Source organism: Lysinibacillus sp. fls2-241-R2A-57, from assembly GCF_030209535.1.
Taxonomy (GTDB): Bacteria; Bacillota; Bacilli; order Bacillales_A; family Planococcaceae; genus Lysinibacillus.
The window spans coordinates 47,715-65,048 of the sequence record NZ_JARVRU010000136.1 but is presented as its reverse complement, the minus strand read 5'-3'; the positions used below and the strand labels follow the sequence as shown (position 1 = coordinate 65,048).

The following is a 17,334-nucleotide window of genomic DNA, read 5'->3' as shown; positions in this document are numbered from 1 at the left end:
CTTATATCGAAACAAAATCTCATTTTATCGAAACTATTTGGGCTTTTATCGAAATCAGATTCTTCTAATTTAATTAGGGTGGATAAAAATTAATATTAAAACTTCATTTGAGACTTAGTCTTCCATCGTAGATAAATCGCCCGTTGGTAAATTTAACTCCCACGCCTTTAACACACGACGCATAATCTTACCACTGCGTGTTTTTGGTAGCTTATCTTTAAATTCGATTTCGCGTGGGGCAGCGTGTGCAGACAAGCCCTTCTTAACAAAATTACGAATATCCTCAATCAATGCATCTGAAGGTTCAACACCCTCACGTAATGATACAAAGGCTTTAATAATTTCTCCTCGTACAGGATCTGGCTTTCCAATCACTCCTGCTTCGACTATATCAGGATGCTCTAGTAGTTTACTTTCTACCTCGAAAGGACCTACACGTTCACCAGCTGTCATAATTACATCATCTACACGTCCCTGGAACCAGAAGTAGCCTTCATCATCCATATAGGCAGAGTCCCCAGACACATACCATTCACCTTTTAAGAAATAGGATTCATAACGCTCTGGATTCCCCCAAATTTGGCGCATCATTGCTGGCCAACCTCGTCGGACTGCTAGATTCCCCATTGTAAAAGGTGGTACTTCATTTCCCGCATCATCAACAATCGTCGCATGAATACCAGGTAATGGTTTCCCCATAGACCCTGGCTTAATATCCATAGAAGGATAGTTACAAATCATATGTGCACCAGTTTCCGTCATCCACCATGTATCATGAATACGGTGACCTAGCTCATCAATACCCCAACGAATTACTTCTGGATTTAACGGCTCACCAACAGATAAAATGTGGCGTAAAGAAGATAAATCATAATTCTCAAGCATGCCACTACCTGCGCCCATTAACATTCTGAAAGCTGTAGGTGCACTATACCAAACTGATACACTATAATCCTCAATTGCTTGGTACCAAGCTTGTGGTGAAAATCTCCCCCCGACAATAAGCATTGTGACTCCATTTAACCATGGGCCAAAAATTCCATACGCTGTGCCTGTTACCCATCCTGGATCAGCCGTACACCAATAAATATCCTCTTCACGTAAATCAAGTACCCATTGTGTGGATTGATATTGTTGAAGCATTGCGTTATGGACATGCAATACGCCCTTTGGTGCTCCAGTTGATCCAGAAGTATAATGAAGAATCATACCATCCTCTCGGTCCACCCATTCAATGTCAAATTGAGAGGAAGCCTCTTTTAGGCGTTTATTGAAATCTAAAATTTGTGATGTTTCTTCTATATCTGCTCCTACTAAAAAGACGTGCTGCACATGTGGTAGCTTTTCTAAAGGTACACGTTCAAGTAACTCTGGTGTTGTCACTAATACTTTCGCTTCACTATCTGCAAGTCTGTCATAAACAGCACCTTCCATAAATGCCTCGAATAATGGTCCTACAATAACACCCATTTTCAATGCGCCTAATAATGAAAAATAAAGCTCTGGTGAACGTGGCATGAAAATAAATAAACGATCCCCTTTTGCTAAATTCGTCGCTGCCTTAAACACATTTGCTGCTTTATTTGTCATGTTTTTCATTTCATTGAAAGAATAAGCCTCTTTACGTTTACCATCATTAAAATAAAGCGCAACTTTGTTTTTCCGATGTGTTTCTGTATGACGATCAATTGCCTCATACGCCATATTCACAAGACCTGTTTCAGACCAACTAAATCCCTTTTCTGTCTCTGCCCAATCATGTATTGCTGCCGTTTCCTCATAATCAGGTAAATTGTATTGCTTTGGTAAAGCATTCAACTTCTCCATCATTTTCATCCCCATGAAACTACCCCTTTCTTTGCTATCGCTTTAGTACATTAGTGAGCAAATTATCCCCCTGCGAAATTCGCTACCTTCTCCAAAGACAATTACGTTATGTAGCAATTGTTATATAACAGTTTATGCGCTGTGAAATTAACCAATGCTTATTCACACTACATTTATCTGTTAAACAACAGATGCAATATATATATATTTTACACGAATTAACCAAGAATGTCTTAATATTTTTATTTTTCCGAAAATGTGTGTACATTTTGCGAAAATAAGCGTTTTTACGCAAGAAATCAGCTATAATGGAACTATTAAACTCAGGTGGTGTAATTATGGAACATAAAAAAACTTTTTTTTCTGTCACAAAGGAAACAAAGCATGGTACTGTGTATGTGGAAGGACCTGTTCCTCCAGAAAAATTAGCTACATATTCATTCCACGAAGGCTTGGTTGCTTTTAGACCTCCAAAACAACAACAACAAGCCATTATAGAAATTGCAGGACTTCCTGAAGGACGAATTATTATTATCCGAAATGAAAATATCATAGTAGGCTACGTCACCTATCTATATCCCGATCCATTAGAACGATGGGCGGAGGATCGAATTGATAACATGATTGAGCTAGGTGCCATTGAAGTCATTCCAGAATATCGTGGTACAGGTGCTGGTAAAGCACTACTTGCCGTGTCTTTTATGGGAGATGAAATGGAAGACTATCTCGTTATCACTACCGAATATTATTGGCATTGGGATTTAAAAGGGACTGGTTTAAACGTTTGGGATTATCGCAAAATGATGGAGAAAATGATGAGCTCCGCTGACTTCGAATATTTTGCTACAGATGATCCTGAAATTACATCACATCCTGCTAACTGCCTGATGGCGCGCGAAGGAAAACGTGTGCCCCATGAGTCAATGGAAAGATTCGATAGACTTCGTTTCAGAAATCGTTTCATGTATTAAACCAACACAAAGGGGATTGAGTATATGATCGTAGAAGAAATTATGAATGGTGAGCCCTACACGCTGGCTCCGACAAATACAGTGTTTGAAGCGCTGAAGTTAATGCGTGAGAAAAAAGTACGTCATGTGCCAGTTGTAGATGAGGAGCATCATGTTCTTGGGGTTATCACTGAACGAAATATTAAAGAGGCCTTGCCTTCCTCGTTACGGGATGAACCTAATTCTCCAGTTTTTAATGCAAAAGTGGAAGAAATTATGATTAAAAAACCACTTGTCGGTCATCCACTTGATTTTGTAGAAGAAGTAGCTCTTACTTTTTATGAATCCAAAGTAGGTTGCTTACCAATTGTCTCTGGAGGAAAATTAGTTGGCATTGTGACTACCACAGATTTACTCTATACCTATATAGAGTTAACTGGTGCCACTGAACCTGGCTCAAAAATTGAAATCCGTGTATCCGATACGCCAGGAACATTATTTGAGATTACAAAGATTTTTCATGAACATCATGTAAATGTCCAAAGCGTCTTAGTTTATCCTGATTCTGAAAATACTCAAAACAAAATTTTAAGTATCCGAGTAAAAACATTGAATCCACTAGCTATGATTGAAGATCTACGAAAAGAAGGCTTTGATGTTTTATGGCCTAATTTACCAGGTGTTTCGTTACAATGAAAAAGGCAGTATTTGTTTACTCGCCAGAGCAACTCGGATATAAATTTTCAGATACCCATCCTTTCAATCATAAACGCTTGACGCTTACAATGGATTTGTTAAAAAATATAGACGCTCTTGATGATTTAGATATTGTTCCAGCTCGTGTTGCTACAGAGGAGGAGCTGTTGCTTGCACATGATCCAAAATATATTGATATCGTTAAAAGAGCTGGGCATGGTGATCTTTCAGAGGCACAATGCGAAAGCTACGGTATAGGCACCGAAGATACACCTATTTTTGAAAATATGCATGAAGCAAGTGCACAGCTTGTCGGTGGAACGTTAACAGCTGTCGATTATGTTATGGAAGGAAAAGCCGAGCACGCCCTCAATCTAGGTGGAGGGCTACATCATGGCTTTCGTGGCCGAGCATCAGGTTTTTGTATTTATAACGATAGTACAGTAGCCATTCGCTATTTGCAGGAAAAATACAATGCTCGTGTACTTTATGTGGATACCGATGCCCATCATGGAGATGGTGTACAATGGAGCTTTTATGAAGACCCGGATGTTTGTACATTATCTATTCATGAAACAGGCCGTTATCTTTTCCCCGGAACCGGTAATATTACGGAACGTGGAAATGGGCAGGGCTACGGCACTTCTTTTAATTTTCCAATTGATGCTTTTACGGAAGATGAGAGTTTCCTAGATATATATGAAAAAGCTATGCGAGAAGTCTTTGAATTTTTCAAGCCAGATGTTGTGCTAACGCAAAATGGCGCAGATGCACATTTTTTCGATCCATTAACTCATTTATATGGAACAATGAATATTTATAGAGAAATCCCAAAGCTTGCGCATAAATTAGCACATGAATATTGCGGCGGTAAATGGATTGCTGTCGGTGGTGGAGGCTACGATATTTGGCGTGTCGTGCCTCGTGCGTGGTCTATGCTATGGCTTGAAATGACCGATCAGCATTTACCGACAGGACCTCTCCCTCAAGCATGGTTAGATCGTTGGCAGCCTGAAGCACCAGTGCCTTTTATTCCAACTTGGGAGGATCCAAATCCTTTGTATGAGCCAATCCCTCGGAAAGCTGAGATTGAAGAAAAAAATGAGCAAATGCTGGCCAAAGCTCTACATATTATTCGCAATGAAAAACGAGCTTAACTTTAAGCCTCACGACGATCGTGGGGCTTTTTCATTTGTGCTATCCGTCTTCATAAAAAACACGTAAATCCTCGAACAGATTTACGTGTTAAGTACCATTATTTACTTTTGACAGATTGTCGATGTTCAATGCGATGAGGTAAAATAACCGCTTCGTCTTCAACAGGCTCTTTGTTCATCAATTTTGTCAGCAAACGCATTGCGACAGCTCCAATGTCGTACAGTGGTAGCGCTACACTTGTAAGCTGTGGACGTACCATACGTGCTAATTTTGAATTTTCGAAGCTGATCACTTCAATATCCTCCGGTACATTTTTTCCTGTATCCTGGGCACCGTGAATCAGTCCGATTGCCAATTCATCACTGCCTGCAAAATAAGCGGTTGGAGGATTTTCAAGTGAGGATAATGTTTCCCACGCCTCTAATCCCATATCATAGCTCGATTCTTCTGCAGCAATTAGTGATTCATCTATAGGGTAACCTGCGTCCTGTAAAGCTTTTTTATAAGCCTCAAGTTTGAATTTTCCATTAATAGTATAAGTAAGCGGACCTGTTACAAAGCCGATTCTCTTATGCCCGTTTTGAATGAGTAAAGTAATCGCTTCATAAGCTGCTTGGTAATAATCAATATTAACAGTCGCGATAGTTTGTGATTCATCTACTGAACCCGCAAGCACAATTGGTACAGGTGAATGATCCATCGTTTGTTGCATTTTCTCAGTAACTTCATCACTCATCATGACAATACCGTCAACTTGTTTCCCCAGCATTGTATCCAGTAGCTGTAGCTCTTTATCTTCATGTTGATCTGAGTTGGCTAAAATAATATTGTAACGATACATTGTTGCAATATCCTCTACACCACGTGCCAGCTCCGCATAAACATTGTTTGCAATATCTGGGATAATCACGCCAACTGTTGTTGTTTTCTTACTTGCTAATCCTCGCGCTACTGCGTTTGGACGATACTCTAATCGCTCAATTACTTCTAATACTTTTTTTCGTGTTGCCGGTTTTACGTTTTGATTGCCATTGACTACACGAGAGACCGTTGCCATAGAAACATTTGCTTCTCTTGCAACATCATAAATTGTAACAGTCATCGTACGTGCCTCCCTTTTTCCTTTTATAGGACTCATCATCATAACTTGGGGTTGAATGCCGTTCCGACTGGGCGCTTTCCTGATGGCGTCCAGCTTCCACTCCAATCAACTTATATACGTGAGCATATGTTTTATCCCCAACTTTTGGTGTTGAGCCTTTTATAGCCTTATAATACGATAATTTTCATAATCTTTTCAAGAAGAAGTAAGTGCATGAAAAGAAAAACCAAGTACAAATAGTACTATTCTAGACATTATTTTGTCACTATATAGTAAAAACCGCCTGCTGATTTAAGCAAGCGGTTTTTTAAAACAATTAAGCACGGATTTCATAGTTCTTCATGAAATTTTGTAGTGTTTCGTAGAAAGCATCAAATGTTGGAATATCCATTTGTTGTTGTGAGTCAGATAGTGCTACAGATGGATCTGGATGAACCTCTGCCATGACGCCATCAGCTCCAATAGCAATTGCCGCCTTCGCACATGGTAATAGTAAATCGCGACGACCTGTTGAATGCGTAACGTCTACAAACACTGGTAAATGCGTTTCTTGTTTTAAAATTGGTACAGCAGAAATATCTAATGTGTTACGTGTTGCTTTTTCATAAGTACGGATACCACGCTCACAAAGAATAATGTTCTCATTACCTTTAGACATAATGTATTCTGCCGCGTGAATGAATTCATCAATTGTCGCTGCTAAGCCTCGTTTTAAAAGTACAGGTTTGTTTGCAGCACCCGCTGCTTTTAATAATTCGAAGTTTTGCATATTACGTGCACCAATTTGGATGACATCGATATAATCCAATGCTTCCTCTAAATGACCTGGTGTAACAATTTCCGTAATAACGGCTAAACCGTATTCCTCTGACACACGTTTTAGAATTTTCAGGCCTTCTAATCCAAGACCTTGGAAGTCGTAAGGAGAAGTACGTGGTTTATAAGCACCACCACGAATCAATTTTTCACCTTTTGCTTTAATAGATGCTGCTACTGCTGCAACTTGCTCGTATGATTCTACAGCACAAGGTCCAAATACGAAAGATGGTTTTCCTTGGCCAATTAGCTCACCATTCACATTAATGACAGTATCTTCTGATTTCTTTTTACGAGATACAAGTAACTCTTTTTTCTTATCTGCTTCAAGTTGTTTTAAAGCTGTTTTAAAGATTTGCTTAAATATATAATCAACCGTCATTTGATTTAACGGACCTTGATTGTGTTCTTTGATGAGATCAAGCATGTGGCGTTCACGTAATGGATCATAACGATTCACACCTTGTTTTTCTTTAATCTTACCGATTTCATCAACTACAGTTGCTCGTTCGTTAATTAGACGAAGAATTTCTAAGTTTAAACCGTCTATTTGACTACGTAAGCTTTCTAAATCTTTTTGGCTCATGCTTCTTGCTCCTCTCCTCATGACAGACACTTTCAGAACTCTGAAATGTATGTTACATTTTTAGATATTAGCAATATTATAATCAATGTTGTACAGAATGTCACGCATTTTTAATTTAGCGCTTCAACTCGCTAAATCAAAATCCGCTGAAAGAAGTTAGTATTATAGGAAAGGAAGCGATTACATTGAGTTCAAAATTATTTGCACTTGATATCGGTACACGTTCTGTAGTAGGCATTATTTTAGCAGAAGATAATGACCACTTTCACGTGAAGGATATCTTAGTAAAAGAACATAAAGAACGCGCCATGGTTGATGGTCAAATACATAATGTCATGTATGTGGCAGATTTAATCAATGAAATTAAACATGAACTTGAAGAAAAACATGGTCCTTTAACAAAAGTAAGTGTCGCTGCGGCTGGTCGCTCATTGAAAACAGAACAAGCTAGCGTGACAATCAATATTCGTAATCGACCAATCTTTACGGAAGAAGATATAAGCCGTTTAGAACTACAAGCTGTTCAACAGGCACAGCAACAGCTCCTTCAACATAAAGAGGATACCAAAATAAGCCACTATTATTGTGTTGGATATTCAGTTTTATATTATCGTTTAGATGGAGAAGAAATTGGTAGCCTACTCGATCAGCAAGGTAATGAGGCACAAATTGAAGTTATTGCAACGTTCCTGCCACGAGTTGTCGTAGAGTCACTTATTGCGGCTCTTAAACGCGCAGATTTAGAAATGGATGCACTAACATTAGAACCTATTGCCGCTATTAATGTGCTTATCCCTCCAACAATGCGTCGTTTAAATGTCGCTCTTGTTGATATTGGTGCGGGTACCTCTGATATTGCTATTACCGATAAAAGTACTGTTGTCGCTTATGGCATGGTACCAACAGCTGGTGATGAAATAACAGAGGCTTTAAGTGATCACTACTTGCTCGACTTCCCTGTTGCCGAAAAAGTGAAGCGTCAACTGCAAACAGAAGAAGAAATTTTAATTCAAGATATTTTAGGCTTTGATCAATATTATCCGAAAGAAGAAGTTCTTCAAGCCATTGATACTGCTGTCAAGCAACTTGCAAAAGCCATTGGGGAAGAAATTTTACGTCTTAATAATCGTACAGCTCCTAAGGCGGTCATGCTTGTTGGTGGCGGTAGCTTAACACCAAACCTTACATCTGAACTTGGGCTAGTACTAGATTTACCTGCAAATCGTATTGCCGTTCGAGGGATTGACGCCATTCAAAACATTACGAAGGAAGATCATATTAAAGCATCTCCTGAATTGGTGACCCCAATCGGTATTGCTATTGCAGCCAAAAAAATGCCCATTCAATATATGAGTCTAACTGTCAATGAACAAGTAGTTCGCCTTTTCGAATTAAAGGAAATGACCGTTGCCGATGCATTTTTAGCAGCCAATATTCGAGCAAAGCAATTATATGGAAAGCCAGGACATGGATTATCAGTGAGTGTAAATGGACAAGATATTTTCATCCCTGGTGGTCACGGTCAACCGGCGGAAATTTTAGTAAATGGGCATCAAGCATCCACTAAAACAATGATTAAAACAGGCGATGCCATCCAGTTAATTGAAGGCCAAGACGGTCAGCAAGCTACTGCTACAGTGAGAGATATTGTCGATGATGCTGCCATCAAAACAGTCACAATTCAGCATACAAAGTATGTAATTGAACCACAAATTACTGTTAATGGTTCCCCTGCATCTTTAGATAGTGCATTAAATGATCGAGATGTTATTAAGTTTGAAATTGCTGAAACAATAGAGGATGTATTTAAGCTCACAAATAATTGGGCGTTGTTAAAACAATTTGAGTCATTTTTTATTCAGGTAGACGGGAAGCCACTTTATTTACCAGAGTTTTCAGCGCAATTAATGATTAATGGTAAACCATCTAAAATGACCTATGCTGTACAAGATGGTGATGTTATAACATTTCAGCAACAAACATTCCCTACTGTTCAACGTATAGCCGACCAAATGAATGTTTTACTTGAGGATAACATCATTATACATTTCCAAAATGAGGTGTTGGAGCTGAAGAAGATGGCGAACGAAGTACTCGTTAATCAAGTAGTCGTATCACCACTTTCAACAGTACCAAATGGAGCAACCATCTCATTTAAAGAAAAAGACCGAAGTCGTTGGATTTACCAAGATGTGTTCCGCTACTCCAATTGGCAACTACCGACTACATTTAAAGGTAATTTTACAATTTTACGCAATGGTCAACTGGCAAGCTTTGATATGGAAATCTTCGGCGGAGATAAATTAGAAATTTTACTAGAAGAAGCGCCTATATCTTAATAAATTAAAAGGGATACGATACGTCATTAGAAAGACGTATCGTATCCCTTCTTTATCTCATGCATTAAGCGCGTACTTCTTCGTTTTTTTCTTCAGCTTGTCCCTTTTTTTCACTAGCGTCCTCTGCTTTAGGTTCTTCACTAGGAATAAAATCTTCTAGTGGCTCTTCACCCTCGAAAGAAACTGTACCATCATCAAAAACAGTTGGTGCTTTTGCTGATTTTAATGTTTTAACTTTCTCTACTAATTGTGTAGATTGCTCTTGAATTTGTTTAGATAATTGAACCGTTTTATCTTTTGCAGTTGTCGAGAAATCTGCACTCTTATCTTTTAAGTTAACAGCTTGTACTGCTACCTCGCTTCGTAAATCTTTTCCTGATTTTGGAGCTAATAGTAAGCCAGCAGCTGCGCCTACTATCCCCCCAACTAATGCACCAATAACAAAATCTTTCATGTTCACACGCTCCTCTTCATAAATCGATTCTTGCGGATGATAAAGCTGTGGTAATGAACTTTCAAGCTGTTGTTCCTTCACTTCATTAAAATTTGGTTTTTGAGTTGTCATGCAACAATTCCTCCCCATAAAATAATCTAATTTGCCTAGACTGGTTGTCCATCTGCTTTCGCGGATGCATCTTCAATTTATGCCTAAGACTTTATTTTTATTCAGTTAACATTCAATGTATACCGAATAATAATCACTTTTTACGGCCCCATTTTCTTTTCGGTTTTTCCATCTGTTCTGATTCAGAAGAGTAAATATCTTCTTGAACCGTCTCATGTGCCTGATCGATAATTTTGCGCTTTCTCCACTTTTCGGCAATGCCCATTGCGACATTGCTCCACTGAACAACCTGTGCAATTTTTTCTTCATTTTGTTCCACACTTTTTGAAACCGAAGAAGTAATTTGCTGTACAGAATTATTTAAACCGTTCACAGAGTCACCAATTCCTTTGACTGCATGAACAACGGAATTTAACTGTTCAGATTTTTCTTGAATATCCTCTGCCAAGCTATTTGTTTTGGATAGTAAGGAAGTCGTTTCGCGCGTAATACCTTCCATTTGTCCCTCAATCCCTGATAATGTTCCAGCTAAGCTGTTAAGAATTGCTTTGAGCGAAAATAATGTCATTCCGACGCTCACACATAAAATTAAAAAACCGATTGCTGCAATGATTGCTGCAATATACAAAATAACTTCCATAACTAGACCTCCCGCAGTAAATATTCTCTTTACTATTCATTTCCTTATTTTCGACAAAAAAAACTGATTTCCTCCTCATTTTTGAGAAAAAACAGCTTATTCCTTACGGACTAAGCTGTTTCGTTGTTTTTTAGCACGTCTTCAAATGCATCTTGGAATTTGTGAACATCGCCAGCGCCCATAAATAAAAATACTGCGCCCTCATGTTTTGTTAGCACTTCAATTCCTTCAGTGGTAATCACTGCACTACCTTCAATTAAAGAGGCTAAATCTTGGATTGAAAGTGCGCCTTGTGTTTCCCTTGCAGAACCAAATATATCACATAAGTAGGCTGTATCTGCAAGATTTAGACTATCTGCAAAATCCTGTAAAAAAGCTTGCGTACGTGTAAATGTATGTGGTTGGAAAATAGCTACCAGTTCACGTTCTGGAAATTTTTGTCGCGCTGATTGAACCGTTGCACGTATTTCAGTTGGATGATGTGCATAGTCGTCTATTAAAACATTATTTCCAATATCCGTTTCTGTAAAACGTCTTTTTACACCTTTATAAGTGATTAAACGTGCTTGGATAATATCTGGTGATATTCCTTCATACTCGCAAAGTGTAATGACTGCTAATGTGTTTAATACCGCATGATCTCCAAACAATGGGATAAAGAATGTACTATAAAATTCATTGCGAACAAATACATCAAATTTTGTACCCTCTGTTGTTTTTTCAACATTACGAGCTTCAAAATCATTTTCAGCTCCAAAGCCATAATACACAACAGGTACCTTCGCTTGAATACGTTGTAACTGTTCATCATCACCACAAGCAATAATTGCTTTTTTAACCTGTAAAGCTAATGATTGAAACGCTGAATAAACATCCTCTATGTTGGCAAAATAGTCTGGATGGTCAAAATCAATATTAGTCATTACAGCGTAATCTGGATTGTAAGCTAAAAAGTGTCGACGGTATTCACATGCCTCCATTACAAAGAAGTCAGCATTTGCATGCCCAGCTCCTGTTCCATCACCGATTAAATATGAAGTTGGTTTATAACCACCTACAACATGAGACATTAAGCCTGTCGTAGATGTTTTACCATGTGCACCAGTAATAGCAATCGACGTATAATTACCGATATATTCACCTAAAAATTTATGGTAGCGAATAACTTCTGCACCGATTTGGCGAGCACGTTCTAATTCAGGATGGTCATCAGGAAATGCGTTTCCTGCAATAATTGTCATACCTTCTTTAATATTATCTGCATTAAATGTAAAAATTGGAATATTACGTTCACGTAACGGTTGTTCCGTGAAGAAATATTTATCAACATCTGAGCCCTGTACTTGTTCACCAGCATCAAATAAGATTTGTGCAAGGGAACTCATGCCAGAACCTTTAATGCCTGTGAAATGAAAAACTGTCATTAATTAAACCCCCCGGGAATTCAATATCCCTTCTATCATCTATTAGGTGTATCGTATTTTTAACTTTTTCTTAGGTATTAATACCTTTACAAGTACTAAAAAATACGTACTATTCAACACATCTTGTCTATTATAGCACTATTTATGCACAAGGATAAATGTGTAACTTTTCTAAAAAAACTAAATTCGACGTAAATAAGATAATCTAGACGAAAACAATGCAATTATTATTCAAACATAGCTATTAAGTCTTCTTCCGTCATGTAACTTTCTCGCGGTTTACTGCCTCTTGCCTCAGACACAAAGCCATGAGATTCTAACATATCGATTAAACGAGCAGCACGATTATAGCCAATATGGTATTTTCGCTGAATCAAGGAAGTAGAAGCTCCTCCCTGTTCATACACAAATCGACAGACATCCTCAAACAGATCATCTTGCTCAGCAGAAACTTCCGTTTTCTTTAAAAGCTCCTCTTGATCGAATATATAATCCGGCTCTCCTTGCTCACGAACATGCTCAATAATCGCTTCAATTTCATCATCTGTCACAAAGGTTCCCTGCAAACGCACAGGGGCAGACATACCATTACCTAAATATAACATATCACCTCGTCCAAGTAATCTTTCTGCTCCTTGCCCATCTAAAATAGTACGTGAATCGATTTGGGATGATACCGCAAAGGCAATACGTGTAGGAATATTTGATTTAATAAGCCCTGTAATAACGTCAACAGACGGTCTTTGAGTCGCAACAATTAAATGGATACCACAAGCACGTGCTTTTTGCGCAATACGACAGATTGCCTCTTCTACATCTGCAGGAGACATCATCATTAAATCGGCTAGCTCATCAATGACAATTAGAATATACGGTAATTTTAAGCTATGTTCATTATTTTTATCCGCAATTGCATTATAACGTGTAATATCACGTGCACCCGCATGAGCAAATAACTGATAACGACGCTCCATTTCCTCTACTGCCCATTTCAGTGCAGCAGTAGCAGCCTTAACATCTGTGATGACCGGGCTAACTAAATGTGGAATATGATTAAACGGTGCTAACTCTACCATTTTAGGATCAATGAGCATCAGCTTTAATTCATGAGGTGCAGCCTTATATAGTAAACTAACCAAAATTGAATTAATACAAACTGATTTACCAGAACCTGTAGCTCCAGCAATTAAGCCATGTGGCATTTTTCGTAAATCAATAGTTACAGGCTTCCCTGTTAAATCCAGACCCAATGCTGCTTCTAACGGTGAATCTGACTCGAGGAAAGAAGCACTATTTGTCACTTCCGATAATCGAACTGCGCGAGATACACGGTTCGGTATCTCAATGCCAATTGAGCTCTTTCCAGGAATCGGAGCTTGGATGCGGATGTCTTTTGCTGCCAATGCCAGCTTCAAATCATCTGCTAGATTGCGGATTTTGCTAACCTTCGTACCATGACTCACTGTTATTTCAAATTGTGTCACGGCAGGTCCTTGCATAATGGATTCTATTTGAGCTGATACTTGGAAATAAGACAAAGCTTCAACCAACGTATCGCCCTGTTGCTCCATCCATTCAGTATCCTGTGTTTTTTCCTCAGGTGGCTCTAGAAACTCATCATTTGGCTTTTGATACACATGAACAGGTTTTGGAGGACTTTCCATTACTTGATTTTCCACTAATGTTTCATCTGATAGGGAAGGTTGCTCTGGGAATTCTCCTGTGTCATTCATATTCTCCTTAGGAATCTCTACATTTTTTGTAGTAAGCTCCTGTTCAATAGTTGAGTCAGCTTCCATCTCGGTAGTCGCTGAAATTTCGTTGGAACTCTCAATGTCGATTACTGTCTTTTCTAATGTCGAAACGCTAGACATCGTTGCTACTGGTGACATAGTAATGACTGATACACCCTCTGTTGTAGCATTGGCTGGTGCACTATTTTGAATAGAAACTTCATTTTCCTTCGTCGTTTGTGGTGCTGTTATATTGTTCATCTCTAACTCAGCAATCTCTGAAGTTAAAGATTGTTGATTTTCTTCTTTATTGGATGGTATTAATCGATGTTCTGCATCCAAATTAATAAGTTCAGAAGAAGACTCTTGCTCCTCTTGAGCTTCTTGAGTTTCCTGGGCTTCTTTAGCTTCCAGGGCTTCTTGAACTTCCTGGGCTTTTTGAGTTTCCTGGGCTTCTTGAACTTCTTGGGCTTCTTGAACTTCCTGGGCTTTTTGAGTTTCCTGGGCTTTTTGAGTTTCCTGGGCTTTTTGAACTTCCTGAGCTTCTTGAGTTTCCTGGGCTTCTTCAACAATTGTTAGAGTTGGCTTCGTATTTTTTAATTGCTGTTGGATTCTCCATTTCTCTTTATCTGTTTTTAACATTAATACATTAAAAGGAATTCCGCTTTTTTCCTGCTTCGCTTCCTCCACAGAGTTCTCTTCTAACACCTTTTGCTCATCATCTACATTCTTTGTCGGCTGGACTACTGTAACTTCTCCAATGTGGATGGTAGAATTCTCAATTTGCACTTGTTCCACAACTACTTCTTTTACATGAATTTTTGATTGATTCGCTGAAAGTTGTTCAACATTCAACTCTTGTTGAACTGCCTCTTTCACTTGGTCTTCGAATTCTACGGCAAAGGAGGTCGTTTGCAATACAGGTAATTCCGTGTTCGTTTCATTACTAGGCTGGTTCGTTTCATCTATAAATTTTTCATCAAAAGTAATCGGTTGCTTTGTTGTTTCTTCAATGGTTTCCTTGATTTCAAGCTGTTCAGGTTCATCTTTCTGAACTGAGCTAATAGGCTCTTTTTCTTCTAGTATATTTTCAATAGCCTCATTTGTTGTCGCTTCTTTTAAAGACGTAGATGCTGTAAGTATTTCAGACTCTTTCTTGTCGTGCTCTTCCTTCCGCTTCTCTAATAATTGCTCAATTGGGCTCGGCTTAGAAAAACCATAGACCGGTGACGGAACATCGCTTGGTACAAAACGCTTGTGATTTGTAGGTATGCTTTGTTCAACTGTCTTTTCTAGTGAATAATTAGTTTCTTTAGGGGTAATAGGTTGCTCATTTTGTGCATCTCGAAAAACGCGACTCGCTTTTGTACGATTATTCTGTTCATGCTGACTTCGTGTAACCGTCGTTCTACCAGTTCGCTTCGTACGATTGGCTAATAATTCTCGAATTCCTGAAATCTCAATATCATAAACACTTGAATCGACAATATGATTATTTAAATGCTTAGGCAGAGATAAATCTTCAATTTGCCCGTAATAAGCATCCTCCATTTGATTGAATGCTTCTTTTGATGGTGTTTGAGTTTGTGTTTGTGATGTTGATGGTGAAGCTGAAAACTCCTCATCCTCAATTAACGGAAAACGAAAAGTTTTTTGCTGTGATCCAGGAGCTTCTTTAAATGAATGTAGCTGCTCAGATTGTTCTTCTTCATAGTCTTCATAAAATTCTTCATATTCGTATTCATTGTCATCTTTATTTAAAAATTTATTCATTTGTTTTTTAATCCAATTCACATTGTTCACTCATTTCTCTGACACTTCATTTATAGCATTGTCTAATTCATTTCAAAAACTAATTCAATGTCTATAACAAAAAGCATACCATAAAAATGTGATAGAAACTTGCATTTAGAGGCTCATTCTAGACAAAAAAATCGTTATGTTACTAGCATATTAGTAGCATAACGATTTTAAGTATATTTTATCTAGTTGGCGTTTCAAACGCATTACCAATTACCGCATCTTCTGGTAATACTAAAATTCCTTTTTCAGAAGGTGCATTTGGTATTGCTAATTCTCGTGCTGAACATAACATGCCGTATGAATCAACACCTCGTAAATTACCTTCTTTAATAAGCATACCTGAAGGCATCACTGCACCGATTTTTGCCACGACAACTTTTTGACCAGCTTCAACATTAGGTGCACCACATACAATTTGTAATGTCTCTTCACCAACGTTTACAGAGCAAATGCTTAGTTTATCAGCATTTGGATGCTTGTCCTTAGTTTCTACATAACCTACAACAAATTTTGGGGAAAAATCTACATCAAGACTAATTTCAGCGCCATTTTTTTCAATAGCTGCCTCTAGCTGTGCAACTAATTCTGGAGTAACTTCAACTAGACCTTTTGCATCAGTTTGTATATAGCTACTGGCATTAAATAAATTAAATGCTTTAATTTCTCCTGTCTGTGCTTCCTTTAAAATAGCGAGATCGCCTGCACGTTCTACCTCTGTTTTCACGATTGATTCTGTTGCTAATTGTACTAGCAATACATCTCCTACATGCTCTTTGTTGTAAAATACATTCATTGTTTCTCTTGCTCCTTTTTAACTCTGTTTTTTGCTAATATAAAGATTGGTTCTAGCTCCCCATCTTCATAAATAAAAGATAATGACGTAATCGGTACGGTACCGACAGTGAAGAAATGCATCGTCATCTGCGCTAATACATCATACCCTGTTTCATTCCGAATATCACCTACTATTAATACATCCTGATGTGGCACAGATAACGTCATATCGCCTTCAATTTTAGTCTGCATGTCTTTTAAAAAGCTCTCATTTAAAATGCGACTTGCATCATAACCATCATTAGCATTAACAAAATAGAAAATATTCTCCGCAACTTCATCTTTCTTATAAACTGTTGGTAGTTGCTTGACAGAAAATCGTGCCATTTCACGAATTTGCTCTACTGTTAATTGTAGTACCTCTAACATGGATTCATCAATAAAACGATAAGTTTTTCCTAAATCAAGCGCATAAAAAATACGTGTTTCAGCTGTATGTTCAGTAGTGATGAATGCATGCCCCTCCTTTGAGGCTAGAGGGTAGGATGTAGCGCGAATAACTGGATAAATTTGTGTAGTAGCTTGGAATCCTTGTTCCATCTCTTGTTCCATTGCATTAAAGGTTTGCTCGATTGTATAAACAACTTCATCGATTGCAGCCCCTTGCTTGTCATTATATTTTGCTAAAATGCCTGGTAGAGATAGCTCCATCCCTTTACCAATTTTTTTATGGTTAAGGCGTAATTTATCATGCTTTTTATCAAATTCAAAATCAAACTTTTCCTCATTTAATTGTTGTTTTAATAGGGACACAAGTTGTTCGGATTTAATTTGTTTCACCTAGCTCACATCCTTTCTTTAAAATCAATTTTGCCTCTGCGTAATTGCAGCAGTCGCTTCGTTAGCACTACACTTTCGCGC

13 protein-coding genes are annotated in these 17,334 nt (G+C 38.2%); 4 read left to right on the top strand and 9 right to left on the bottom strand.

The annotated features are described in order from the left end of the window. Positions 1–114 precede the first annotated feature (114 nt). Entirely contained in the window at positions 115–1,842 is a 1,728-nt protein-coding gene (gene acsA, locus QRN68_RS19545; protein ID WP_481817472.1) for an acetate--CoA ligase, read from the bottom strand. Positions 1,843–2,165: 323 nt separating this feature from the next. Between acsA and QRN68_RS19540 the strand changes: the two genes are divergently transcribed. Genes QRN68_RS19540 through QRN68_RS19530 form a run of 3 tightly spaced genes read left to right on the top strand, consistent with a single transcriptional unit; the run spans position 2,166 to position 4,630 of the window. Beyond that, complete coding sequence (locus QRN68_RS19540; RefSeq protein ID WP_285398570.1) at positions 2,166–2,798, top strand: GNAT family N-acetyltransferase; 633 nt, start codon at positions 2,166–2,168, stop codon at positions 2,796–2,798. A gap of 24 nt (positions 2,799–2,822) precedes the next feature. After that, entirely contained in the window at positions 2,823–3,473 is a 651-nt protein-coding gene (locus tag QRN68_RS19535) for an acetoin utilization AcuB family protein (protein ID WP_285398569.1), read from the top strand. Beyond that, entirely contained in the window at positions 3,470–4,630 is a 1,161-nt protein-coding gene (locus QRN68_RS19530) for an acetoin utilization protein AcuC (RefSeq protein ID WP_285398568.1), read from the top strand. Before QRN68_RS19535 ends, QRN68_RS19530 begins: the two co-directional genes overlap by 4 nt. A gap of 98 nt (positions 4,631–4,728) precedes the next feature. Here the strand turns inward: QRN68_RS19530 and ccpA are convergent, their stop codons facing one another. Beyond that, positions 4,729–5,733 carry a catabolite control protein A gene (gene ccpA, locus QRN68_RS19525; RefSeq protein WP_285398567.1) on the bottom strand — a complete coding sequence of 335 codons (1,005 nt, stop codon included), beginning with the start codon at positions 5,731–5,733 and terminating at the stop codon, positions 4,729–4,731. Positions 5,734–6,049: 316 nt separating this feature from the next. Next, positions 6,050–7,135 (bottom strand): bifunctional 3-deoxy-7-phosphoheptulonate synthase/chorismate mutase, encoded by a 1,086-nt coding sequence (locus QRN68_RS19520; protein WP_285398566.1) that lies wholly within the window; start codon positions 7,133–7,135, stop codon positions 6,050–6,052. Between the two features lie 185 nt (positions 7,136–7,320). On the opposite strand from QRN68_RS19520, the gene QRN68_RS19515 reads away from it, so the two are divergent. Beyond that, positions 7,321–9,474, top strand: coding sequence for a cell division FtsA domain-containing protein (locus tag QRN68_RS19515; RefSeq protein ID WP_285398565.1), 2,154 nt, complete (start codon positions 7,321–7,323; stop codon positions 9,472–9,474). A gap of 64 nt (positions 9,475–9,538) precedes the next feature. Here QRN68_RS19515 and QRN68_RS19510 read toward each other — a convergent pair whose 3' ends face one another. The 6 genes from QRN68_RS19510 to QRN68_RS19485 all read right to left on the bottom strand — a co-directional run bounded on the left by QRN68_RS19510 (position 9,539) and on the right by QRN68_RS19485 (position 17,253). Then, on the bottom strand, positions 9,539–10,039 hold the full coding sequence (locus QRN68_RS19510; RefSeq protein ID WP_285398564.1) for a YtxH domain-containing protein: 501 nt from the start codon (positions 10,037–10,039) through the stop codon (positions 9,539–9,541). 133 nt (positions 10,040–10,172) lie between these two features. Further along, a complete protein-coding gene (locus tag QRN68_RS19505) occupies positions 10,173–10,679 on the bottom strand; it encodes a DUF948 domain-containing protein (RefSeq protein ID WP_285398563.1) in 507 nt (168 codons plus the stop codon). 110 nt (positions 10,680–10,789) lie between these two features. Further along, the gene (gene murC, locus QRN68_RS19500; RefSeq protein WP_285398562.1) at positions 10,790–12,103 is read right to left on the bottom strand and encodes a UDP-N-acetylmuramate--L-alanine ligase; all 1,314 of its coding nucleotides are present in this window, start codon (positions 12,101–12,103) and stop codon (positions 10,790–10,792) included. A gap of 227 nt (positions 12,104–12,330) precedes the next feature. Continuing rightward, positions 12,331–15,630, bottom strand: coding sequence for a DNA translocase FtsK (locus tag QRN68_RS19495; RefSeq protein ID WP_285398561.1), 3,300 nt, complete (start codon positions 15,628–15,630; stop codon positions 12,331–12,333). Positions 15,631–15,817: 187 nt separating this feature from the next. After that, positions 15,818–16,432 carry a YtpR family tRNA-binding protein gene (gene ytpR, locus QRN68_RS19490; protein ID WP_285398560.1) on the bottom strand — a complete coding sequence of 205 codons (615 nt, stop codon included), beginning with the start codon at positions 16,430–16,432 and terminating at the stop codon, positions 15,818–15,820. After that, positions 16,429–17,253, bottom strand: coding sequence for a DUF1444 domain-containing protein (locus QRN68_RS19485; protein WP_285398559.1), 825 nt, complete (start codon positions 17,251–17,253; stop codon positions 16,429–16,431). The genes ytpR and QRN68_RS19485 overlap by 4 nt, the downstream gene beginning before the upstream one ends. Positions 17,254–17,334: the final 81 nt, after the last annotated feature.